Annotated in this window: 18 protein-coding genes; 15 read left to right on the forward strand and 3 right to left on the reverse strand. The window is 35.6% G+C overall.

Annotation, left to right across the window (positions count from 1 at the left end):
* Position 1 precedes the first annotated feature (1 nt).
* The 4 genes from AC3WSO_RS10475 to AC3WSO_RS10490 are packed head-to-tail and all read left to right on the forward strand — an operon-like array spanning position 2 to position 3285.
* Positions 2-1234, forward strand: coding sequence for an AMP-binding protein (locus AC3WSO_RS10475; RefSeq protein ID WP_492530565.1), 1233 nt, complete (start codon positions 2-4; stop codon positions 1232-1234).
* Positions 1231-1488 carry a petrobactin biosynthesis protein AsbD gene (asbD, locus tag AC3WSO_RS10480; protein ID WP_492530566.1) on the forward strand — a complete coding sequence of 86 codons (258 nt, stop codon included), beginning with the start codon at positions 1231-1233 and terminating at the stop codon, positions 1486-1488. Before AC3WSO_RS10475 ends, asbD begins: the two co-directional genes overlap by 4 nt.
* Positions 1489-1501: 13 nt before the next feature.
* Positions 1502-2470, forward strand: coding sequence for a DUF6005 family protein (locus AC3WSO_RS10485; RefSeq protein ID WP_492530568.1), 969 nt, complete (start codon positions 1502-1504; stop codon positions 2468-2470).
* Entirely contained in the window at positions 2467-3285 is an 819-nt protein-coding gene (locus tag AC3WSO_RS10490; RefSeq protein ID WP_492530570.1) for a sugar phosphate isomerase/epimerase family protein, read from the forward strand. The genes AC3WSO_RS10485 and AC3WSO_RS10490 overlap by 4 nt, the downstream gene beginning before the upstream one ends.
* Positions 3286-3545: 260 nt before the next feature.
* On the opposite strand, the gene AC3WSO_RS10495 is transcribed toward AC3WSO_RS10490, so the two are convergent.
* Positions 3546-4586 (reverse strand): flavin-containing monooxygenase, encoded by a 1041-nt coding sequence (locus tag AC3WSO_RS10495; RefSeq protein ID WP_492530571.1) that lies wholly within the window; start codon positions 4584-4586, stop codon positions 3546-3548.
* A gap of 418 nt (positions 4587-5004) precedes the next feature.
* On the opposite strand from AC3WSO_RS10495, the gene AC3WSO_RS10500 reads away from it, so the two are divergent.
* The 4 genes from AC3WSO_RS10500 to AC3WSO_RS10515 all read left to right on the forward strand — a co-directional run bounded on the left by AC3WSO_RS10500 (position 5005) and on the right by AC3WSO_RS10515 (position 8120).
* Positions 5005-6018 (forward strand): aldo/keto reductase, encoded by a 1014-nt coding sequence (locus AC3WSO_RS10500; protein ID WP_492530573.1) that lies wholly within the window; start codon positions 5005-5007, stop codon positions 6016-6018.
* A gap of 17 nt (positions 6019-6035) precedes the next feature.
* Positions 6036-6446, forward strand: a complete 411-nt coding sequence (locus AC3WSO_RS10505; protein WP_492530574.1) for an SRPBCC family protein — start codon at positions 6036-6038, stop codon at positions 6444-6446.
* 180 nt (positions 6447-6626) lie between these two features.
* Positions 6627-7784 carry a class I SAM-dependent methyltransferase gene (locus AC3WSO_RS10510; RefSeq protein ID WP_492534314.1) on the forward strand — a complete coding sequence of 386 codons (1158 nt, stop codon included), beginning with the start codon at positions 6627-6629 and terminating at the stop codon, positions 7782-7784.
* A gap of 147 nt (positions 7785-7931) precedes the next feature.
* Positions 7932-8120, forward strand: a complete 189-nt coding sequence (locus AC3WSO_RS10515; protein ID WP_492530576.1) for a hypothetical protein — start codon at positions 7932-7934, stop codon at positions 8118-8120.
* 334 nt (positions 8121-8454) lie between these two features.
* Here AC3WSO_RS10515 and AC3WSO_RS10520 read toward each other — a convergent pair whose 3' ends face one another.
* Complete coding sequence (locus tag AC3WSO_RS10520; RefSeq protein WP_492529187.1) at positions 8455-9666, reverse strand: IS110 family RNA-guided transposase; 1212 nt, start codon at positions 9664-9666, stop codon at positions 8455-8457.
* Between the two features lie 827 nt (positions 9667-10493).
* On the opposite strand from AC3WSO_RS10520, the gene AC3WSO_RS10525 reads away from it, so the two are divergent.
* From AC3WSO_RS10525 to AC3WSO_RS10535, 3 genes are all read left to right on the forward strand, one after another.
* Entirely contained in the window at positions 10494-12623 is a 2130-nt protein-coding gene (locus tag AC3WSO_RS10525) for a type IA DNA topoisomerase (protein WP_492530578.1), read from the forward strand.
* Positions 12624-13773: 1150 nt separating this feature from the next.
* Positions 13774-15009, forward strand: coding sequence for an MFS transporter (locus tag AC3WSO_RS10530; protein WP_492530580.1), 1236 nt, complete (start codon positions 13774-13776; stop codon positions 15007-15009).
* Positions 15010-15105: 96 nt separating this feature from the next.
* Positions 15106-15948 carry a nucleotidyltransferase gene (locus tag AC3WSO_RS10535; protein ID WP_492530582.1) on the forward strand — a complete coding sequence of 281 codons (843 nt, stop codon included), beginning with the start codon at positions 15106-15108 and terminating at the stop codon, positions 15946-15948.
* Between the two features lie 192 nt (positions 15949-16140).
* Here AC3WSO_RS10535 and AC3WSO_RS10540 read toward each other — a convergent pair whose 3' ends face one another.
* The gene (locus AC3WSO_RS10540; protein ID WP_492530583.1) at positions 16141-16653 is read right to left on the reverse strand and encodes a peroxiredoxin family protein; all 513 of its coding nucleotides are present in this window, start codon (positions 16651-16653) and stop codon (positions 16141-16143) included.
* A gap of 379 nt (positions 16654-17032) precedes the next feature.
* On the opposite strand from AC3WSO_RS10540, the gene AC3WSO_RS10545 reads away from it, so the two are divergent.
* The 4 genes from AC3WSO_RS10545 (at position 17033) to AC3WSO_RS10560 (ending at position 21805) form a co-directional block, all read left to right on the forward strand.
* Positions 17033-17476: a MarR family winged helix-turn-helix transcriptional regulator gene (locus AC3WSO_RS10545; RefSeq protein WP_492530585.1), complete on the forward strand. Its 444-nt coding sequence runs from the start codon at positions 17033-17035 to the stop codon at positions 17474-17476.
* Positions 17477-17550: 74 nt separating this feature from the next.
* Positions 17551-19314 carry an ABC transporter ATP-binding protein gene (locus AC3WSO_RS10550; RefSeq protein ID WP_492530587.1) on the forward strand — a complete coding sequence of 588 codons (1764 nt, stop codon included), beginning with the start codon at positions 17551-17553 and terminating at the stop codon, positions 19312-19314.
* A complete protein-coding gene (locus tag AC3WSO_RS10555; RefSeq protein WP_492530588.1) occupies positions 19307-21118 on the forward strand; it encodes an ABC transporter ATP-binding protein in 1812 nt (603 codons plus the stop codon). Before AC3WSO_RS10550 ends, AC3WSO_RS10555 begins: the two co-directional genes overlap by 8 nt.
* A gap of 294 nt (positions 21119-21412) precedes the next feature.
* On the forward strand, positions 21413-21805 hold the full coding sequence (locus AC3WSO_RS10560; RefSeq protein WP_492530590.1) for a DUF5071 domain-containing protein: 393 nt from the start codon (positions 21413-21415) through the stop codon (positions 21803-21805).
* The last annotated feature ends 399 nt before the right edge of the window (positions 21806-22204 follow it).

Below are 22204 nucleotides of genomic sequence, written 5' to 3' on the forward strand. Positions count from 1 at the left end.
GATGTTTTATGTCAATGATCAATTTTATACAGTAGAAGATATCGAGAAGCAATTTGAGCTATATGAAAGCTTACCTCATCTAAGGGAGTGTAATAATCGCAGACTAGCTATTTGTATGGATGATACTTTCCAATATATAGCTCTTTGTTTATACATTCGCGGAAAAGGTGGATCAGTTGTCCCAATCCATCCAGCGACGCCAAAAGAGGGATCTGTACGGCTTGCTTCTTCAGCAGGTAGTCATCTTTTGTTGTTTCAATCAATCGATTCTTTCATCGAACTATCAAATCATTCCAATAACCAAGAAGGAGTATTAGTTCAAATGAGCTCAGGTACAACAGGAGCTCCAAAATGTATTGAACGAACGTGGAGTTCAGTGGAAGAAGAGATTGAAAGTTATGTGAAGACGTTACCTGTCGATTCCTTGACAAATTCTGTTGTTGCTTGTCCGGTTACTCATTCTTATGGATTCATCTGTGGTGTCTTAGCTTGCATAAGAAGGGGAGCAAAGCCGGTTATTATTACGAATAGTAATCCTAAATATATGTTGAAAAAGCTAAAAGAATATCCTAAGCACATACTTTATGGGGCTCCAACGTTACTTTATACATTAAGTAAATTATTACCTATTGATCAACAATTTGATCGTGTGATGACGTCAGGAACTGTGATGCCGCATAGCTGGTTGACATCATTAAGAGAGAAATCACGCCAAGTACTACAGCAGTATGGATGCTCTGAATCGGGGTGTGTTGCAATTCACCCTAATGTGGAAGATCCGAAAGAAATGGGTTACCCCCTTCCTCATGTGAAGGTGACAGCTGGTAACAAACAAACACCGAGCGAAATTATCATTGAATCGTCTACACAAACAATTTATACGAAAGATCTTGGCTATATAGAAGATAATGTTCTATCTTTTCTTGCAAGAATAGATGACACGATTAATGTAGCAGGCTTGAATGTGTATCCGCAAGAAGTTGAAGCTGTATTAATGGGTGAGCCAAGAATAGTCGAAGCTGTCGTATATAAGAAACAAGACAACTTATCAGGAGAGCGAGTATGCGCACTATATGTGTCTAGTGAACCAATCGATAATATGGAACTTAGAGAATGGTGCCGGAAATATCTCGCACCACATCAAATTCCGGTGGAGTTTGTATTTGTTCATGAAATTGAAAAGCTGCCTAATGGAAAAGTAAGTAGAAAAAAACTTGGAGGCATACCAGTATGACGCGTCAACAATTGATTAAGAGCATCTATGAAATTATGGAAAATTCATTAAAGTTGCAGACACTGTCCTCTTTTAATGAAGATGCCCGATTAAATGAGGATTTGTATATGGATTCAATTATGGTCCTTCAACTGATTCTTCATATAGAGTTGGATCTTGGTATTCCCATTCCCGATGAGGTTCTCGTTCCGAAAGATTTCAAAACAGTAGGAACACTAGCAAGCTTTTTAGAAAAACAGCAAAAGGTAGAATAATCGGAGGCTAAAAATGATAAAAGTTCATTGTTTTGTAAGCTGTGTTTGTGAGGTTATTAAGAAAACGAAAGGCGTCGATCATAGGCCCTACTATTTTGGGGTATGGGACGCAGATTTTGATGTGCTCGAAAACGGAGTGCTAACATACCACTCTGATCAAATTGATCATCACTTCTTTCAAACATGGTATGAAATGCTCTATGGAATCAAGTTATACAAATGGTATGACGAAAAGCAATCAAAACAAGAAAATACGAACAAACTGCTAATGTTATTAGAGAATAAATCTCCAAATCAACATGTGATGGTGATGCTGGATTTATCGATGCTTCCCGAGCGAGAGAATAAATTTCATCAACGTCCATTCCCTCATTATGTGATGCTAGAATCGACAGAAAATGAAGAAGAATGGTTTATGTATGACCCTGATTTTCGCTGGGAAGGGATTTTACCGAAGGAGAGGATTTTAGCTGCAATTCAAGAGCCAACTGTCGAAGGTGGCTATTACTTTGATGCAAAGACGATTATTGCGCCAACTACAGAGACGGTTGAAGCCTATTTTAATACATGTATAAAGCTTCATTGTAATCCGTTGACAGATGCAATTACTGAAATTATTAAAGAGTATATTGCAGGACAAGAAATTATGTCAAAGCTTCCGACTGCTTTAAAACAATTGCCGGTTATAGCGATTAGAAAGTATGCATATGAGCATGCGTTTGCATTTTTTTGGGAAGCACTAGGCCGCGATGAGGAAGGCTTTGACAAATGGTGTGATGATATTGAGCGTCTAGTGAATGGTTATACAACGATTCAGTATCGAGCGATGAAACTGGCGATGACGCAAGATTTATTATTAGCGAAAGATATTTTTGTGAAGTTAGAAGAACAAAATCTCCTTGAGTTCAAGATAAAGCATGGATTACAAGAATGTTTTGAAGCATGGTTAACATTACAGCACAAGAAAGAGGTTATAATATGAAACTATCTATCTGTACAATCTCGTTTCGGCACCATCTCTACTCGATTGACCAATTAGCCCAATTTGCAAAAACGCAAGGTTTTCAAGGAATCGAGCTCTGGGGTGTTCATGCAAAGAACTTGGCAGATGAACTTCATTATGGAGCAGATTGGCTAAGCTCCTACGGTTTGGAAACGAGCATGCTTAGTGATTATTTGCCATTAGAAGCACCAGTATCTGTGATGATGGCTGAAACTGAGAGGTTATCTTCACTTGCAAGGCGCTGGGGAACAAATAAGATTCGTACATTTGTAGGAAAGAAGGGCAGCTCAGACACGAGTACAAAAGAAAGGGAAGAACTTATTTTCAGACTTAGAATGCTTTGTGATTATCTTGAGTCAAGAGGGCAATATTTGCTTGTTGAAACTCATCCGAATACGTTGACAGATAATCTACCTTCAACAATGCAGTTACTCGAAGAAACGAATCACTCAAGCCTACGAGTGAACTTTGACGTTTTACATATATGGGAATCAGGGACGGACCCTATTGTCGCCATGAAGCAACTTCGTCCTTATATCTCACATTATCACTTTAAAAATATTGCCTCACGTGCCCAACTTGATGTTTTTGCTCCAAACAATGTTTATGCTGCAGCAGGGTCTAGAGAAGGGATGGTTCCGTTGTTTGAAGGTGCAGTTGATTATGGTGAATTCCTAGCAGAAGTAGACATGGAGGTAGATGCGTCATTGGAATGGTTTGGGGCCAATGTGAAGAGCGTATTAGCAAAAGATGTTCAGGGGGTTAAGAAGTCTTTGCAGTTGGTGCAAATATAATGAAAGCCTGATTACACCCGGCTTTGACGATGGGCCATATTGCTGCATTAGCTTGCCTTGAGATAAATATTGAAATAGGGATTTGGGCTAAAAGTTTAATAATAGGTTTTGAGTAAACAGAGTATCCCAAGGAAAAGCTGTGATTGTCTTTTCCTTGGTTTTTTGTATACGTTAATGGCACGTAGAGCAACAGTTAAGAAGAGCTTATTAATGAAACTGGAGTGGGGAAGCGATTAACAATTACGCGAAATTGAAAAAGCTTAAATCATTTTTTTCAGAACCGAGTACAAAAATTCAGCATCTTTTCCGACTCCACAAATAAGTGCCGATCCTCTTTGATGTTGCCACGGTAGTCCAATATAATATAACCCTTGAATTGGACTCAAACCTCTTTTATGAAGAGGAAAACCATTTGTATCTAAAACTCCCTCTATATCGATCCATTTGTAGTCAGGAACAAATCCTGTTGACCAAATAATATTTTGTACGTTTGTTTTACTATGATCATTAAATATTATTTCTCTGTCTTGTGTCTTTATTACTCTCGGTTTAATATGTATTCTCTCTTTACGGATAAGATATTTTAACTCAAGGCCAAAAATTGGGTCACTTTGTTTTCGAAACCATAATCCGCGCCTTGTATCCGTTCCTGCAAATAAGAGACCAATCTTTTCTAACCAATAAAAAATGCTTTTGCCTAAAATATTAAGTGGTAAAAATTTGAAAGGATGGCTAATGGCGATGGTTACTTTACGATTTTCAGCAAGTTCTGTCGCAATTTGCGTACCAGAATTTCCTCCTCCAATGACAAGAACTGGACCATCTGGAATCATCTCAGGTGATTGGTATTGGGAAGAATGAATTTGAAACACCTCTTGTGAAAGACTTTGGGAAATTGAAGGAATGAACGGTTTCTGAAAAGCGCCAGATGCGATGATAACATGTTTAGAATGAAATATTCCCTTATCAGTAGTGAATTCAAATGTACTTTTTATTTTTTGTACTTTAAGTACAGTCGTCTCCGTTTTCACCGGTAACAAAAAACGTTTAGCATATGATTCAAGATAATCCGCGATTTCATCTTTTGTAGGCAATGCGTTTTTATCTCCTTCTAATTTCATCCCTGGCAGTGAACTATATGATTTAGATGTAAATAAAATCAAGGAATCATACCTATTTCTCCATGTATCCCCAATTCTTTTTTCTCCATCGAATATGACAAAATTATAGCCTCCTTGTTGCAAATAATACCCCATACTCAATCCTGCTTGTCCAGCACCAATCACAATAATATCTAACATTTCTTAATCCCGATTTCTATTTTAAATTAATATATGTTCATCTGTTCATATACTCATATATTAATGTCATTATAACAACTCTTTCTCACACGTCAAGTAGTGTTCATCATATGGTCAGAGTTTTTTAAATATTTTAAAAATATAGTAACAAAGCTTAGATACTCAACTTATTTTGAGCCTGAGCTTTTTTAATTGATCCTGGAACTGTATAAAAACTGAGGTTCTGTGGACACTCATATGCATTCTTTAGTAGTTATAGGTACTTATTAGTGCCCATATTACTTTAAAGTGCGTACTTTTTTTAATGTTTAGGTGTTGCATAATCAGTTTTGCCAGGTAGAGAAATGACACTTGTTGATTCCAGTCATTGAACACACTTGCACCAATTTTTAATACTAACCTTAGGAGGGTTTTATAAATGCGAGATTTACTGCAAGGAAAACAACTAGGTTTTGGTACAGCACCGTTAGGTAATATGTATCGTAATATTCCAGAAGAAGAAGCATTAGCAACTGTAGATGCAGCATGGGAAAGTGGAGTCCGTTATTTTGACACAGCTCCACTTTATGGATCAGGCTTATCAGAGATTCGTCTTGGTGAAGCCCTATCGAAAAGAAATCGTGATGATTACTTTTTAAGTACAAAAGTAGGTCGAATTATTTCAGATGAACTAGAAGATCCGTCTGCACGTGATTTTGGAGAAAAGGGTGGAATATTCGAGTTTGGTCGTAAAAATAAAATTATCCCTGACTATAGCGCCGATGCAACCCTTCGCTCTATCGAGGATAGTTTAAAACGTTTACAAACGGATTGTCTGGATTTTGTTTTTGTTCATGATCCAGCCCAGGATTTTTATGGTGATGAGTGGCTGGCACAATTTGAAATAGCTCGAACAGGAGCGTTCCGTACGCTTACACAATTACGTGAAGAAGGAGTAATTAAGGGGTGGGGACTCGGAGTAAACCGCGTAGAACCAATTGAACTTATGCTGGACTTAGAAGAAGCAAAGCCGGATGTATCCTTGTTAGCTGGTCGTTATTCATTACTAGACCATGAACGAGCGTTACAACGTCTAATGCCTGCAGCTAAAAAACACAATATGGATATTGTCGTTGGTGGTCCTTATAGCTCAGGTGTTCTTGCGGGAGGAGCTCACTTCGAATATCAAAAAGCATCACCAGAAATTATGGCAAAAGTGGAGAAAATCAAAAATATTGCAGATCGTCATCAAATTAGCGTAAAGGCGGCAAGGTTACAATTTTCACTAGCGAATCCAGCGGTTGCTGCTGTCGTTCCTGGTGCGACTAAACCAGAGCGAATTGCAGAAGACCAAGCTGCATTGAAAACAGTCATTCCAGCAGCATTCTGGGAAGAAATGATCAAACAAAAATTGATTGCACCGAATGCACCACTGCCAATCGACGTTAAATAAAAAGGAGAATAATCAAAATGGCAAATACTATTACATCTATTAAAATTCCAGCTTCACCTGACCAAGTATGGCAGCTAATCGGAGGCTTTGACTCCCTTCCAGACTGGTTACCTTATATTCCTAGCAGTAAAATAAGCGAGGGTGGACGTGTACGTAGTCTAGCTAATCCTGATGGTGATACGATTGTAGAGCGTTTAGAAGTATTCAATCATAAGGAACGCTACTACACGTATTCAATTATGAAAGCACCGTTTCCGGTTACTGATTATTTATCTACAATCCACGTTAAAGCGGATACTGATGGTAAATCAACGTTGGTAGAGTGGTCTGGAAGTTTTACGCCTGTAGGTGTTAGTGACCAAGAAGCTATAGATCTATTCCATGGCATCTATAAAGATTGCTTAGAAGCATTACAAAATATATATTGAGTATTTATGTAAATCTGAAGATTTACAGCAGCCAAGAGCTTTTTCAAAAAAGCCTTGGCTGTTCATATTAGTACGTACTGTTATTTACCTTCATCTCAATCATAATTAGCTAATTCTAAATGGATTGATTATCAAGGTAGCTTTTAACTTATTTATAGGAGATGTTTATATGGTTGAAGAATTTTTTATAAAAATATACTTAAAAATCTCTTTTCAGACCCTGTTCAAATAACACTTTGGAATGGAGAGACCGTACGATATGGTGAAGGAAAACCTCTATTTCATATAACATTTCATAAGCCTCTATCAAAAAAAGAGATTGCGAAGGACCCTTCTATAGCATTCGGTGAAGCATATATGAATGGAAATCTTGAAATACAAGGAGACCTTGAAAAAGCAATTCAATCTATTTATAAAAAGCAGGATAGCTTTTTAGGTAATAGTAAATTGCAATATTTCAAAAGTAAATGGAATTTCTCAAAACAAAAAAATAAAGAAGATATTGCTCACCATTATGATATCGGGAACGATTTCTATAAACTGTGGCTCGATGAAACAATGACATATTCTTGTGCATATTTTCTAAGTGATAATGATTCTCTAAAAAAAGCTCAACATAATAAAGCAAATCATATTTTAAAGAAGTTAAATCTTCAGAAAGGTGATACTTTATTGGACATTGGTTGCGGATGGGGTAAACTGATCACGGCTGCGGCAAAGCAATATGGCGTTAAAGCTATGGGCGTAACATTAAGTGAGGAGCAATATACAAAGACTTCTGAGCGAATTAAGCAAGAGGGACTTACTGAGTTAGTTGAAGTATCTTTACTTGATTATCGTGATATTCAAGATCGTAAGTTTGATAAAATTGTTAGCGTAGGCATGATTGAACATGTAGGAAAAGACCACATTACGGAATACTTCGAAACAGTTAATAAATTATTAAATAACGGCGGGGTATCTCTGCTTCATTGTATTACTTCTCCAACGAATGGTGCTACCAATGGCTGGATTGATAAATATATATTCCCCGGTGGATATGTTCCCGCTGTCAACGAATTAATCACCAATATGACAAACCAACAATTTTATATTGTTGATGTGGAAAGCTTACGCAGACATTACGGTAAAACCCTACAACATTGGGCTCAAAATTTTGAAAATGCATTAGAGGAAATTCGTCAGACTAAAGATGAAAGATTCATTCGTATGTGGCGCTTATATTTAAATGCCTGTGCGGCATCATTCTTTACGGGGAATATTGATTTACATCAATTTGTATTTACAAAAGGCATTAATGATTCAATTCCTATGACGCGTTCTTATATGTATGAATAAGAGAAGAATATGGCTTAACAAGGAGAGGGAAAATAATGAACGAAATTATAATTAATGTAGTTTTAAAAGCTAAATCAGGGAAATGTTGGTCGCTTACCTCTAATTGGTGTTGGTGATGTACGTACGAAAGAAGATGCTGAAAATACTTTGAAAAATGCTGAATTAGTGGCAGTAGGACGATCTCTTATCATCGATCCTCACTGGACAAGTAAAGTGTTGGAAGGTAAAGAAGACACCATCAGAAGAATTTTAGCTGATCAAGATAGAGTAGAACTTATGATTGGGAATGGTATTGTTGAATTTCTAAATCTCGTGATGCCCGAACGATTCCGCTAAATAAGCACGCTAAAAAGTTGTTTTAAATAGTGAGAGTGCCCTTCAACTAAGATGAAATTTGAAGGGCATTCTACCCTGTTAAGGCTATTCAGTCTTCAGCAATCAAACAGCTATATTTTAAAAATCTTAAGTAATAGTTCTTCAACAATCGGGTGCGTAAATTAAAGATTATTGAGCTGCATAGGCAGCTCTTTTCTTACGATTAGTCAAGTATCTATAATAACTTTCTTAACTCTCTGATATTATTTTGATAAATTGGGCCATGCTGAATAAGCCTAGTGATTTTTCGATTTTTCATAAGGCTTTAGTATGTTAAACTGATGCTACGACTGTACTAGGGAGCCAACCTGTAGTCGTAGTTTTGATTATGTGTGACAAGAAAGAAGATCGTTTTCAATAACTTGTTTACACATGCGACGGAGGCAACCTTATGACATTTGTTATAGGGTTGCGTTTTTAATTTATCGTAGTACTCAACGATGTGATTTCCACCAAATCGTCGCTGTCTAATCATGTTCTGAACGGTTAGATACATTATTTTACGTAGGTGTTTATTGCCGCGTTTATTAATCTTGTCTTTAGCTATAAACTTCCCGGATTGATACCGCCTAATATCAATACCTGTATAGGCATTCAACTGTCTGTTGTTGTCAAACCTCTGAATGTTCCCAATTTCTGCTATGATTCTGACAGCTGAGTTAGCTCCAATAGCCGGAATACTACGTATTATGCTATACTCTTCAAGCCTTTCGGCTATCGACTCCATTTTACTGATACATTGTTCTTTCTGAAGGAGAAGCTCTTGAAACCGTTTAGCATATACACGAACTTGATCACAAACCACATCTGTTGAAGACGCGGCGGGGTAAGATTGCTTTGCGGCTTCTATTAATTCAACAGCTTTTTCCTCTGCTTTGTTTACTGCCATTCGTTTATTTGTGTTTGCGAGTATTCGATTTTTAATGATTGTTTTTGAATGATTCAAGACTAGATCTGGATGAGGGTATAATTGTACTACGTTTAGGAACAGTTCAGACTTGGTCGTGAAGATATTCTCGAGTTCAGGAAATGTTTCCTGGACGACCTTATGCAATCGACTGCGGGTGACGCTCAATTCATCATCCAATTCGCTGTAGTGTCTCGATAATCGTTTTAACTGACGGTAAACATCATTGGAATCTGTTTCAATCCGTCTTTCGTGCGTAAAGTGTGTGAGTGCCAATCGATGTGCATCACTTCGGTCAGTTTTGTGAATCCGTAAGGAATCACATTGGAGTTTTGCTTCCAAGGGATTTAATAGGCAATAACTATAGTTGTTCTCTTGCATGAAACGTTCCAGTGTTCTTGAATAGACTCCTGTAGATTCAAATACGATATGAGGTTGCTCATCATATCCTTCAATTAAGTCATCAATTAACTTTTTAAGGTCCATAAATCCCGGTCGATTGTGCGCAATTTCCTTTTCCAACTGACATTTTTTCAGCGCGTTATAGACAACCATATAACTCTTTCCCATACTAATATCAAAGGCGATGACATGTTTCATGTTCTCCCTCCCTATGTGTTTTGAAGTCTTCACATTAGCCTTATTGATTCCCATTTCTTATACACGATCTCAAAGGATCCAACATACTTAAACCTGATTCAAATAAGGTTGTGAAGTAGGTCAGTTTTTTTTACGGATTCAAGATCCAAAGAGCTGCCCGACCTATTCTTCACCTCTACTATATAAAAAAATAGTAGTACGAACCAATGCCTTGGTCTGCACTACTAATCTTAGTATGTTTTTCTTTATTGAACTAATACGAAGTGGCACGATCGTTCAATTAGAGCAGTCGACGTTTGTGTTTATTTATTTTCATTAAAAGAATTTTAACCCTAATTTAACCCATCGACTTTTTGAGGGATGAAAAAAGCATCTTAACAATTTGGCTAAGATGCTATATAAACCTTGGTATAACAGTATTAGATTAAAAGTCACGTATGTCGTAGTTATTATAGAAAGTTTTAAACTACCACTCCTAAAACTCACAGAATTGAAGTTTTGCTTCCATTAACGGGGGGATGAAAATAAGCTTTACCCGAATGACACATATTACATGTTTAAATGCATTAGCGATAGTTGGTAATAAAGTGATAAATGAAAATTACTTAGTTAAATCATAGCAGCCTGATTCCGCAAAAATTGCACAAATTTTAATGAAGCTAGACGAAATCGATTGGCTTGTGACTAGCGATTGAAAATATTTGAAGGGTGCTTCTGGTACAAATATTTTAGTAAGTGATATTTTAAATTGTTTAAAGTAAAATAGTAGTAATTTATGTTTTTATATAAAAAGCTACTAAAATATTTTAAAGAAGATGTGATGATTAATGGGGAAAATCGCCATTTTGGCAGAGAAACCATCTCAAGCAAGGGCTTATGCAGACGCATTTAAAATTAAACAAAAAGAGAAAGTATTTATTGAATTGGAACCTTGTTCTACTTTTCCTGAGGGTGCAGTAATTACCTGGGCAGTTGGTCATCTTGTTGAATTAAAGGAACCAAAAGAATATCAAAAGGAATGGGAGAAATGGTCGCTTGGTTCATTACCGATCATTCCTCAAAAATTTGAAGATAAAGTTGTCTCTAAAATGTATACACAATTTAATGCCGTAAAAAAAATCTTTAGTGATCCTCAAGTAACAATGATTTATAACTGCTGCGATAGTGAACGTGAGGGTTCAAATATCTTCTACTCACTTTTAAAAATGACGAAAGTAAATAAGCCTGTTAAACGATTATGGATCAATTCATTAGAGGTTGAGGAAATTCGAAAAGGTTTTAACAATATGCAAAGTAATGAGCGTGATCTGCTCATGTACCAAGAAGCAAAAACACGTCAAATTAGCGATTGGTTAGTAGGCATGAATTGTAGTCGCCTATATACACTACTATTACAAAAAAAGGGCTTTAAGGGTAGTATCTCTATCGGTCGTGTGCAATCGCCAACCGTATATTTAATTTATAAAAGACAACAGGAAATCGAACATTTCAAGCCTGAAAAATTTTATGAAATTGAAGGGGTTTTTAAAGCACAAAATGGTGTATATAAAGGGAAGGCAAAGTTAAAAACAAAAGAGCGTGCAGAGGCTGTGCAATTATTACAACAACATGGGGTTGAACCGGTGGATACTGGTCTAATTACGAGTGTAACGAACAAAACGAAGCGTATTGCACCACCCAAACTACATGCGTTATCAACATTACAAGCGGCTGCTAATAGACGTTGGAAATACAGTCCGTCGCATGTGTTGAAACTAACGCAATCACTTTATGAGAAAAAGCTCGTTTCTTACCCACGTACCGATTCACAACTCATTACACATAATGAGTTTGCCTATTTAAATGAATCATTGGCAAAATATCAGCAGCTCGTGGGAAAGTCATTTAATGCGCTAAATCGAGGGAATAACAAACGCTACGTCGACAGTGCAAACGTTGGGGAGCACTATGCTATTATTCCAACGAAAAAAGTGCCGACAGAAAAAGCGCTACAATCAATGAATGCTGATGAACGTAATATTTATTTTGAGATAGTCAATACGACACTCGCTATGTTCCATCAAGATTATGAATACGATGAAAAAACGATTTTAACGAATGTCAAAAATATAGAGTTTAAAACGGTAGGGAAAACAGAACTTGTAAAAGGTTGGAAAGAGTTGTTTTCAAGCGAAAAAGAGGTAAAGGAGCGTGAAGAGTCGTTACCTGTCGTTCTCCAAGGTGAGAAGGTACAAAGTAAGATTTCTATTTTAGAAGGCACGACAACACCTCCTAAGCCTTATACAGAAGGGCAACTCATTACAATGATGAAAACATGCGGTAAATCAGTTGAGGATGAAGAGGAAATCGAGGTGCTGAAATCGATTGAAGGTATTGGCACAGAAGCAACTCGGAGTGGCATTATAGAGACGATTAAAAAGCATGGATTTATTGAAGTGCGAAAAAACATAGTGAGTATTACGCCTAAAGGGGAGCTTTTATGTCGGTCAATTGAAGGGACATTACTTTCAAGCCCATCCATGACTGCAAAATGGGAAATTTACTTAAATAAAATTGGTCGTGGAGAAGGCTCTGCAAAACATTTTATTGAAAGCATAGGCAAGTTTGTTAATCAATTAATAGCCGAGGTTCCTAAACAGCTAGAGTTACTTACAATAGACGCAGAGCAGTTTAAACCAACTGCTGTAAAAGATATTGTGACGTGTCCGACATGTAAAGTAGGAAAAATAGGCTTGCGTAAAAGCTTTTACGGTTGCTCGAATTATAAAAATGGTTGTAAGCAAACGTTCCCAGGAAGGCTATTAGGAAAAAAACTAACTGAAAAGAACATTAATGATTTATGTAAGATTGGTAAAACAGCTTTACTTAAAGGGTTTAAATCAAAAAATGGTAAACAATTTAATGCGTCTCTTCGTTTGGTAGAAGGAAAAATAGAATTTGAGTTTAATGAAAAGTAAAAAAGAAATTTATAGTTCTTGCATGTAATTGTTAATTTCACTTTAAATGCCGTTCAGACGGTTAAAAATAGTGAAGATGTGAAACTCAGCAAAATAACATGTGCGAAGAAGAATACCCAATATGTGGTCATAGCGTGATGGAAGAGCAGAAGGCTTCGGCTGCAGTAATTGGAAAAACGATAAATTTTTAGCGACAATGAAGAAGAAGCCTACCAAAACAATAGTGAAGAAATTGCTGGCAGATGGAACTGTTTTAGTAAATGCCTAACAAGTAAAAGAAGATACTAAATTCGATGCTCATTTAAAATATGAAAAAAATACAGGCAACGAATATTTTGTTAAAAGATGGAATTTGAAAATAAGGATTAAAATTAAGAAAATTATTGCTGAATTAATTCTCTACAATCCTAAATAATTATTTTCCTAAATGAAAGTACCTAAAGATCATCAAAGTAAAAAAAATCCTTTGTTCAAAGTCAAAGAACGGGGTGAAAGGTTTGTTAGTAGATCATATAGACTGCTGTCCTTTGTTGCGGTGTTTTTATGAATATCCCGTTTTACGATCACAATGTGAAACGGGATATTAACTTTTGTGGAATTTCGCAGCTTGTTAGCAAATACAGGTGAATTTCATTTTAATAGTTTTTAAGCTATATTATTAGATTAGGAGGAAATCTATTCCAGATAAAAACCACTTGTTTTTTATGTTTTTGTAAAATAATTGAATTTTTATAAAATTAATGACAAAATGATTTTGGTTGGTAATGATATTTTGAAAGGAGGAAGGGAAGTTTTAATGAATGAATTCAATTTAAACATTGAAGAATTACAAGAAATTCAGGTAAGTATGGAAGAAACAAGTAGTTTTAGATCCAGATCCAAAAATGATATTTGGTAAAAATAGTAGTTTTGTTTCGACTATTGATTGGCATGATAATAGTAACTTTGACTTAATTGATAGTGGACAACAAAACAAACAAAGAAGGGAATCTATATATAAGGAATGGTCTAAATTTAGTTACCAATACTTCCGTTAGTAAGTCCATATGATATTCAAGTTATACATAAACGTATAAAAGGAATAAAGCCAGATCCAAGGGGCGTCTTATGGAATATTCATGAGTTGAAGATTTTAGAAGGATGATCCAATATGTCTACTAATCAGATGAACAATGGAAATAAGTCTAACAGTGAAAGCTCAATTTGGAAAAATCATATATTCATTAAGGTCTATTTATCAACTTTTATCTCTAATTTAGGTGATAAACTAGTAGTGTTTATTTTGCCTTTATGGATTTTGAGTGTAACAGAATCTCCTTTTTTAGTTTCAATTGTAAATGCTGTAATCGTTGCTACAACTGCTTTGTTAACACCGTTTACTGGTACTATGGCAGATCGTTTCTCAAGAAGAGCACTAATGATAAATGCTGATATTTTAAAATTTTTTGTAATGGTCGCACTGGTGGTTTTAGTAAATGAAAATAACTTCTCTTTTTATATTGTGTTAGTTTTATTAATACTTCGTTCGTTTGGCACTTCACTTTCAGCTCCAGCAGCTAATGCTGCAATAGTTACATTTGTTGAAGAAAAACATATAGAAGATGCTGTTGCTCTAAGACAAACTATGAATCAGATTGTGACCACTATGGCACCTTTACTTGGAGGTGTACTAGTTGGAATTATAAGTTATAAAGGTATTTTTTTTATAGATGCTTTAACATTTTTGATATCAATAATGATTTTGGCTTCATTAAAATTCCCAAAAGATATTTCTATAAAGAAAAAAAGGGGATTTTTTGAAGATATGAAAGACGGTATACTCATAATATTAAATAATACTTTATTAAAGATATTATTACTATCAGCTGCCTTAATAAATATTCTAGGAAGTGCATTATTTTTATGTTTACAAGTATTTGTGGTACGAGAGATGGATTTATCTACCCTTTGGTGGGGAATCGTATTTGCATCTTCACCTGTAGGTGTAATAATTGGCTCTTTGTTATCTCGAAAGAGAAAAATAAATAAAGATTTTGTTAGTTCTTCATTTATTTTTGTGTGCATAGTTGGTGTTTTAAATATATTAATGGGATTAACTTATAATCCTTGGTTATTTTCTTTCCTATATTTTTGCTCGGGAATTGCATTTGGAGTTAGTAATGTTTATTTTGGAGTGCTATATAGAAAAATAGTACCTATGGAGAAACAAGGGCGTTTTTTTGGACTATTAAATTCTGTATTACTAATCTCAACACCAATAGGAGTTACCCTTACAGGACTAATTTTAGAACGTGTCACTTCTTCTACACTAATTATCATAATAGGAACTGTGACAAGTTTTATAGCTATTTTTTCGTATATGTTTATAAGAAAAAAAGAGCAATAAATAATACGAATTAAGCTTAATTAAATAGACTAGCAGAGGGAGGCGTAGGAGTGTTCTGCATGCTAGCAACCATAAATTCGTAAAAGGAGTAATGTGATGACTACTATTAGAACAATTGGAAGCTTATGTGTTACGGATAGTGATGGACACATTATTAACCATGCAGATTGGAATAACATCAATTCTATTTTTCTTCCTGTTATAAACGATGTAGTTCATACGTATTCCACCCTTCTTCAAGATAACTTACATAGTGTATACATAAGGGGATCCATTCCAAAAGGAATAGGTATTGAAGGTGTAGCTGACTTAGATACAATAGCGATTACTAAGCAAAAGCTTAATAAACTGCAGTTAAAGCGGATAAAAGAAGGAGAACAGGAATTAACTCAAAAACACAATTGTGTAGATGGTATTGAACTAAGTGTTCACTGCATGGAAGATGTTTTAAATACGTCATCATTTTCTATCATTAGTTTCATACTCCAAACCCATGGCATGTGTGTGTTTGGAGAAAACTTGATCCCTCATTTACCAAAATATAAAGCGAACGAAGCTTTAGCAAATGACCATCTAATTCATTTACAAGTTCAAATTAAAAATGCCTGTGATGATCTTCAAGATAATTCAGATATAGAGGATATTAAAGATTGTTGCAAGTGGATTATGAAAATTATAGTAAGAGCAGGACTTGCACTGGTCATTACCAAAGAACACACATATACAAGGGATTTATATCCTGCTTATAAAATGTTTTCTAAATATTACCCTGAAAAGGAAAGTGATATGAGAAAGGCACTTGAATATGCCATAACCCCCATAATAGATACAAACCAATTGTTATCGTTTATAAATGAATTTGGAACGTGGATGGTTATTGAAGCTGATAAATGGCTAAAATCCTATAACCCTAATAGAGAATTAAATATGAAAATATAAGTACTTCCGAAATCAAATTCTCGTTAGCGATCACAAATGGAATTAGTATTGTTTTTATAGCCTAGTGACGAATTGATTCCACATAAAGCAAAAGGTAATCACAACTCTAATGTGATTACCTTTAATCTTTAAGTATTTAAAATTCCATTTGAGATGGATCATTTTCTACTTATGTTGCTCTACTATTGCGCCTTATTGATTTGACTTTAAATTTTTTCCAATATATTGGACGATCTTGCGAAGTTCAGTAGATGATGGTCGTCCAAATGGACTTGTTTGTTTTTGTTGATATAGTAGTTGTCCATTTTCATCAACTAGAAAATAGGCTGGCTCGCCGTGCGTGCCATGATCCTCATATGGCGCATTTTCTCCATGATAAAAAACATCGTATGCTTGTAATGTTTTTAACTCTTCATCAGCCAAGACGGTAAAAGTAAGGTTATGTTCATCAACCATTTTCTTTAAATTATCCAACTGATCCGTTGAGATTGTAATTAAATGTACATTTTTACTTTCAAAATAACTTTTGTTTTCTTCAAGCTCTTTTAAGTCATGAAGACAAACAGGACACCATGATCCTCTGAAAAAGATAATGAGATGCCAAGTTTTATGCTGGCTTTGATGGGATACAAAAGAGAATTCTTCTTTATTCACTGTTGGAAGTGTGAAATCAGGTACTTTGTCACGCAAATTAAATGTAGGCATACTTATCCTCCTTAAAATTGAAAATCTTATAACCACCTTGTATTATTTCCAATTTTAAATTAGATATGTGAAATGAAAAAACATATACAAAAATTCCGAGGTTCATTGTAGGTAAATCTTCTTCTCTAACAATTTATGTCATTCGATTTTTATTGAAATTTATTTATGCACCCAAGCACAATGTCATTGTTATTTTGACATTATTAAGCATACTTTATTGTTGGATTATTTAAAGACAATATGGCAAACTGAATACGAAGATAAATCTCAACAGGATTCATCGGTACTTAAGGACGTAAGAATCTTTATTATGGAGATGTTCAACTAAAAATACTAATAAATGCGATAGTTTAGCGTTGATATATTGGGGGTAATAGTATTGAGCAAAAGGAGATCAGTTGGATTAGAATTGCGTACATTGTCGCTTTTAATGAGAAGACAATTGGATCAAATCACAACTGCTGCGCTAACAGAAAAAGATAACCTGACTGCCATGCATGGTTGGACAATTAGTTATCTTTGCAAAAACCAAGATAAAGATGTGTTTCAAAAGGATTTTGAAAGTGCATTTTCTATTCGTAAATCAACAGCATCTAGAATACTTAAATCCATGGAAAGTAATGGGTTGATTACAAGGCAATCTGTTTCCTACGATTCAAGGCTCAAAAAAATTGTCTTAACAGACGATGCGTTAAAACTACATGAAGATATTAAGACTCGTAGAGAAATCCTTGAACAAACATTACTATCAGGTATTCCGGAAGAGAAACTGGATGTTTTTTTTGAAGTGATGGATGCCATGAAAGAAAATATCGGACCTTGAAGAAGATGCTATTTTGAAGTTTTATATGACCATATAGTTAGCGTGCTAACTAAAATGAGGGGGGGACTGCGAATATGTTGAAAATATTTAAATACTTAAAACCGAAAGAATGGGCCCTTATTGTTGCTAGTGTTGTGTTCATTGTAGGGCAAGTTTATTTGGATTTGAAGTTGCCGGATTATATGGCTAAAATTACGACTCTTGTACAAACAGATGGCAGTAAAACGAGCGAGATATGGACAGCTGGAGGGAAAATGCTTTTATGTGCTCTTGGCAGTATGATATTGGCAGTCATTGTTGGCTATTTTGCGGCAAAGGTAGCAACATCTTTGTCAAAGGAATTACGAAAAGGTGTATTTGATAAAACGTTATCTTTCTCTATGGAAGAGATTAATGGTTTTTCAATCGCAAGTCTAATCACTCGTTCTACTAATGATATAACGCAAATACAGCAAACGGTTGCGATGGGTCTTCAAGTTATGATTAAAGCGCCAATCCTTGCAGTATGGGCTATTTTAAAGATTACCGGGAAAAGCTGGGAGTGGTCAGTGGCAACAGGAGTAGCTGTCATTGTTTTACTTATTTTGATAGGCAACCTGATCATCTTTGTGCTACCGAAATTTAAAGTCGTTCAAAAAATGACAGATCATCTGAACCGCGTAACAAGAGAAGGTTTAACTGGTATTCGTGTTGTTCATGCTTATAACGCACAACAATATCAGGAAGAGAAATTTGAAAAAGTAAATAAGGATTTAACGGATACAAATCTTTTCGTGAACCGACTTATGGCCCTTATGCAGCCGGGGATGGGTCTGATAATGTCAGGTTTAACTCTTTCAATCTACTGGATTGGTGCACATTTAATAAATAATGCTGGGGGTATGGATCGAATCGGTTTGTTCAGTGATATGGTCGTATTTTCTTCCTATGCAATGCAAGTAGTTATGGCATTTATGATGTTATCCATGACGTTCATTTTGCTGCCGAGAGCAGCGGTATCTGCAGCGCGTATTAATGAAGTGCTAAATACACCTCAAACAATAATCGATGGAGAAAAGCAATCGTCACCAAAGGGAATCGAAGGTGAAATTGAACTGCGTAATGTAAGCTTTAAATATCCGAATGCAGAGGACTATGTTTTAGAAAATATTAGCTTTACAGCACATAAAGGCGAAACTGTCGCTTTTATCGGTTCTACTGGTAGCGGTAAAAGTACGCTAATTAATTTACTCCCAAGATTTTACGATGCGACTGAGGGTGAAGTATTAGTCGACGGTATTAATGTGAAAGAATATTCACAAGAAGCTCTTCATAATAAGATTGGGTACGTTTCTCAAAAAGTCGTACTATTTTCAGGTACAGTAAAATCTAATGTTGTCTACGGTGGTAATGGCCAGACCCCATCAACAGATGAGGAAATCAAAAAAGCTGTGGAAATTGCTCAAGGGAAAGAATTTGTGGAGAACATGGAGGACCAATATGATGCAGCTATCGCTCAAGGTGGTACAAATCTTTCAGGAGGACAGAAACAACGTCTTTCTATTGCAAGAGCCGTGAATCGAAATCCAGAAATCTTTATTTTTGATGATTCATTTTCCGCTCTAGATTATAAAACAGACCGTCAACTTCGTTCTACGTTGAAAAAAGAAACAGAAGGTGTAACGACTTTGATTGTGGCACAGCGAATTGGAACGATTAAAGATGCTGATAAAATCATTGTTCTTGATGAAGGTAAAATCGTTGGTATGGGGAAACATAGTGAATTATTGAAAACTTGTAAAACTTATCAGGAAATCGCTTATTCTCAGCTATCGAAGGAGGAGTTGGACAATGAGTAATAAACAAACAAATAAGCCCCGAAAAGGTCCTGGTGCTCCTGGGGAAAAGCCAAAAAATTTTAAAAAGCCTTGGGTGAAGTTGATTGCCTATTGTAAACCTTATTTACCAGCGATGATCTTTGCACTTGTATTAGCAACTGTAGGAACAATTTTCACGATCATAGGACCTAATATGCTTAGTGATATTACCGATTTGATAACGGAAGGCATTACAGGCGAGATTGATATTACGGCTATTGGAAAAATAGGTCTGTTCCTTGCTATATTGTATGGATTGAGTTTTATTTTAAATTATTTGCAGGCGTTTATTATGGCTACGATTACGCAGCGAGTTTCTAAAAAGTTACGGACAGATATATCGAACAAAATTGATAGATTACCATTGAAATATTTTGATTCTACAACCTATGGTGATGTATTAAGTCGTGTCACGAATGATGTGGATATGATCGGACAGTCTCTAAATCAAAGTATTGGTTCGTTAGTGACAGCGGTCGTTATGTTTTTTGGATCGTTGATAATGATGTTCTCTATTAATGTGACGATGACACTTTCTGCAATTGCTGCAACTTTCGTTGGATTTGTATGTATGACCTTTATTATTTCCAAATCGCGAAAATACTTCATACGCCAGCAGCAAGACCTTGGTAGAATAAACGGCCATATTGAAGAAATCTATTCAGGGCATGATGTCATGAAGGTGTATAACGGTGAAAAAGCAGCGAAGAAAGAATTTAATGAAATTAATGAAAGTCTTTTTAATAGCGCTTGGCGCGCGCAGTTTATGTCCGGCATGATGATGCCTCTCATGATCTTTATTGGAAATTTAGGTTATGTTGTTGTTTGTGTCGTAGGGGCTGCACTTACAGTGAAAGGTTCCATTACTTTTGGTGTGATCGTTTCATTTATGGTGTATATCCGCTTATTTACGCAGCCATTGTCACAGTTAGCACAGGCAGCTACAAGCTTGCAGTCAACTGCCGCAGCAAGTGAACGTGTATTTGAGTTCTTACAAGAAGAGGAACTTGAAGACGAAAGTGATAAGAAAGCCACTTTAGAAGCCAAAGATGTTACAGGGAATGTAGAATTTAAAAACGTTAAGTTTGGCTATACGAAAGAAAAACTAATTATTAAAGATTTCTCTGCGCAAATAAAAGCAGGTCAAAAAGTTGCCATTGTCGGACCTACTGGGGCAGGGAAAACAACGCTTGTTAATCTTCTTATGCGTTTCTATGAAGTTGATAGTGGTGAAATCATGGTTGGAGATGTACCGACTAAGTCGATTTCTCGTAAAAATGTTCACGATTTATTTTGTATGGTGCTACAAGATACTTGGCTATTTGAAGGTACCGTTAAGGAAAATATCGTGTATAACAAAGAGCATGTAACCGATGAAGAAGTGATTTCGGCATGTAAAGCAGTAGGCCTGCATCACTTTATTAGAACTCTGCCAAAAGGTTATGACACGATTTTAAATGATAAAACTAGTTTATCTGTTGGGCAAAAACAGCTTATTACCATTGCTAGGGCCATGGTTAAAAAAGCACCGTTGCTTATATTAGATGAAGCTACTAGTTCCGTTGACACACGTACTGAAGCACTTATCCAACAAGCGATGGATAAATTGATGGTGGGAAGAACATCATTTGTCATTGCACATCGACTTTCAACTATTAAAAACGCTGATTTGATTTTAGTGATGAAAGATGGAGATATTATTGAAAGTGGCAATCATGAAGAGCTGATTGCGGAAAAAGGATTCTATGCGGATCTATATAATAGTCAGTTTGAAGATGCTTCTTAAAATTGAATGGTATCTATTCGTTTTTGGCTGCTAGACAGTGTGTAGCTTCGTAAAAAAGATAAATGTTTATCATGAAGATAGAAAAAAATCACCTCATTTCTAGAGGTGATTTTTTTCTATATGGAGTGGAAAATAACAGGAGAATTGACGGCTATCCTATCTGCATTGAGTTAATACAAAAGATTCGTTACCCATTCCGAGACGAATGAACAGTGCAACAATTGCTTCTTCAAATTAATTTAATATAGACTGATATAATAAATAGATTGCTATGTATAAAAATCTAAGGGAGCGATGCATGTGGAAAACTTAGGAGATCTTTTGCCAAGACATAAGCATGATAATGATAGAGTAGAAATAATTAAAAAAATGGAGAGAGATCAAATATTGCCTTTATTGCCTAACCTCCTAGAATGGATTCAAGATATGAATTGGCCAGTAGCACCAAACGTATTAGAATTACTTTTAACTTTTCCAGAAGAAATTGTCCCACATGTGCAAGTTGTTTTATCTTCAGATGACGAAAACTGGAAGTGGTTTATTTTAAACTTTTTGGTTATTGAATTGCCAGTAGAGTCAAGAGTTCAGTTTAGAGAGTATTTAACAAGAGTGGTTGAAACACCTACACCTAATGAACTCGCAGAAGAACTTGATGAAATCGCAAAAGAGATTTTGGAAACAATTTAACTGACGGGGTGTTCGTATTATATAGTTCAGCCAGAACATTCTGGTTGAACGTTATATATATGGTGGATTGGCATTTCAAAAATTTGCGAAAACAAATATTAAATCTTTTACAACTTAAAGGCTCTAGTGCGAAGAGTTGCCAATTATTTTTGTAAGACCTTTGCAAAGAAAAAATTACTAACCGTATAGGTAAAAGAGCGTTTAGTGTTGTTTGGGGGCGCAGTAGGGGTTTAAGCTGTAGAGGCTCGTACATTCATTTACTGGACCATAAGGTTGTGAAGTTATAATGCTAATGAGCATATACTTTGATAACGAAGATCGTTTTTGCTTGTTCAACTTTATGGCCAGTTAGTTTAGCAAAGAAGGTGCACTGAAGTGTCTCTAGTGCTCCATTTTTAT

This window comes from Lysinibacillus sp. EB106-09-02-XG168 (assembly GCF_058791475.1).

What these genes read in the sequence shown, in the direction of transcription:
- AC3WSO_RS10475 (WP_492530565.1), top strand. Translation starts at nt 2, where the DNA reads ATGTTTTATGTCAATGATCAATTTTATACAGTAGAAGATATCGAGAAG.
- asbD (WP_492530566.1), top strand. Translation starts at nt 1,231, where the DNA reads ATGACGCGTCAACAATTGATTAAGAGCATCTATGAAATTATGGAAAAT.
- AC3WSO_RS10485 (WP_492530568.1), top strand. Translation starts at nt 1,502, where the DNA reads ATGATAAAAGTTCATTGTTTTGTAAGCTGTGTTTGTGAGGTTATTAAG.
- AC3WSO_RS10490 (WP_492530570.1), top strand. Translation starts at nt 2,467, where the DNA reads ATGAAACTATCTATCTGTACAATCTCGTTTCGGCACCATCTCTACTCG.
- AC3WSO_RS10495 (WP_492530571.1), bottom strand. Translation starts at nt 4,586, where the DNA reads ATGTTAGATATTATTGTGATTGGTGCTGGACAAGCAGGATTGAGTATG.
- AC3WSO_RS10500 (WP_492530573.1), top strand. Translation starts at nt 5,005, where the DNA reads ATGCGAGATTTACTGCAAGGAAAACAACTAGGTTTTGGTACAGCACCG.
- AC3WSO_RS10505 (WP_492530574.1), top strand. Translation starts at nt 6,036, where the DNA reads ATGGCAAATACTATTACATCTATTAAAATTCCAGCTTCACCTGACCAA.
- AC3WSO_RS10520 (WP_492529187.1), bottom strand. Translation starts at nt 9,666, where the DNA reads ATGAAACATGTCATCGCCTTTGATATTAGTATGGGAAAGAGTTATATG.
- AC3WSO_RS10525 (WP_492530578.1), top strand. Translation starts at nt 10,494, where the DNA reads ATGGGGAAAATCGCCATTTTGGCAGAGAAACCATCTCAAGCAAGGGCT.
- AC3WSO_RS10530 (WP_492530580.1), top strand. Translation starts at nt 13,774, where the DNA reads ATGTCTACTAATCAGATGAACAATGGAAATAAGTCTAACAGTGAAAGC.
- AC3WSO_RS10535 (WP_492530582.1), top strand. Translation starts at nt 15,106, where the DNA reads ATGACTACTATTAGAACAATTGGAAGCTTATGTGTTACGGATAGTGAT.
- AC3WSO_RS10540 (WP_492530583.1), bottom strand. Translation starts at nt 16,653, where the DNA reads ATGCCTACATTTAATTTGCGTGACAAAGTACCTGATTTCACACTTCCA.
- AC3WSO_RS10550 (WP_492530587.1), top strand. Translation starts at nt 17,551, where the DNA reads ATGTTGAAAATATTTAAATACTTAAAACCGAAAGAATGGGCCCTTATT.
- AC3WSO_RS10555 (WP_492530588.1), top strand. Translation starts at nt 19,307, where the DNA reads ATGAGTAATAAACAAACAAATAAGCCCCGAAAAGGTCCTGGTGCTCCT.
- AC3WSO_RS10560 (WP_492530590.1), top strand. Translation starts at nt 21,413, where the DNA reads ATGCATGTGGAAAACTTAGGAGATCTTTTGCCAAGACATAAGCATGAT.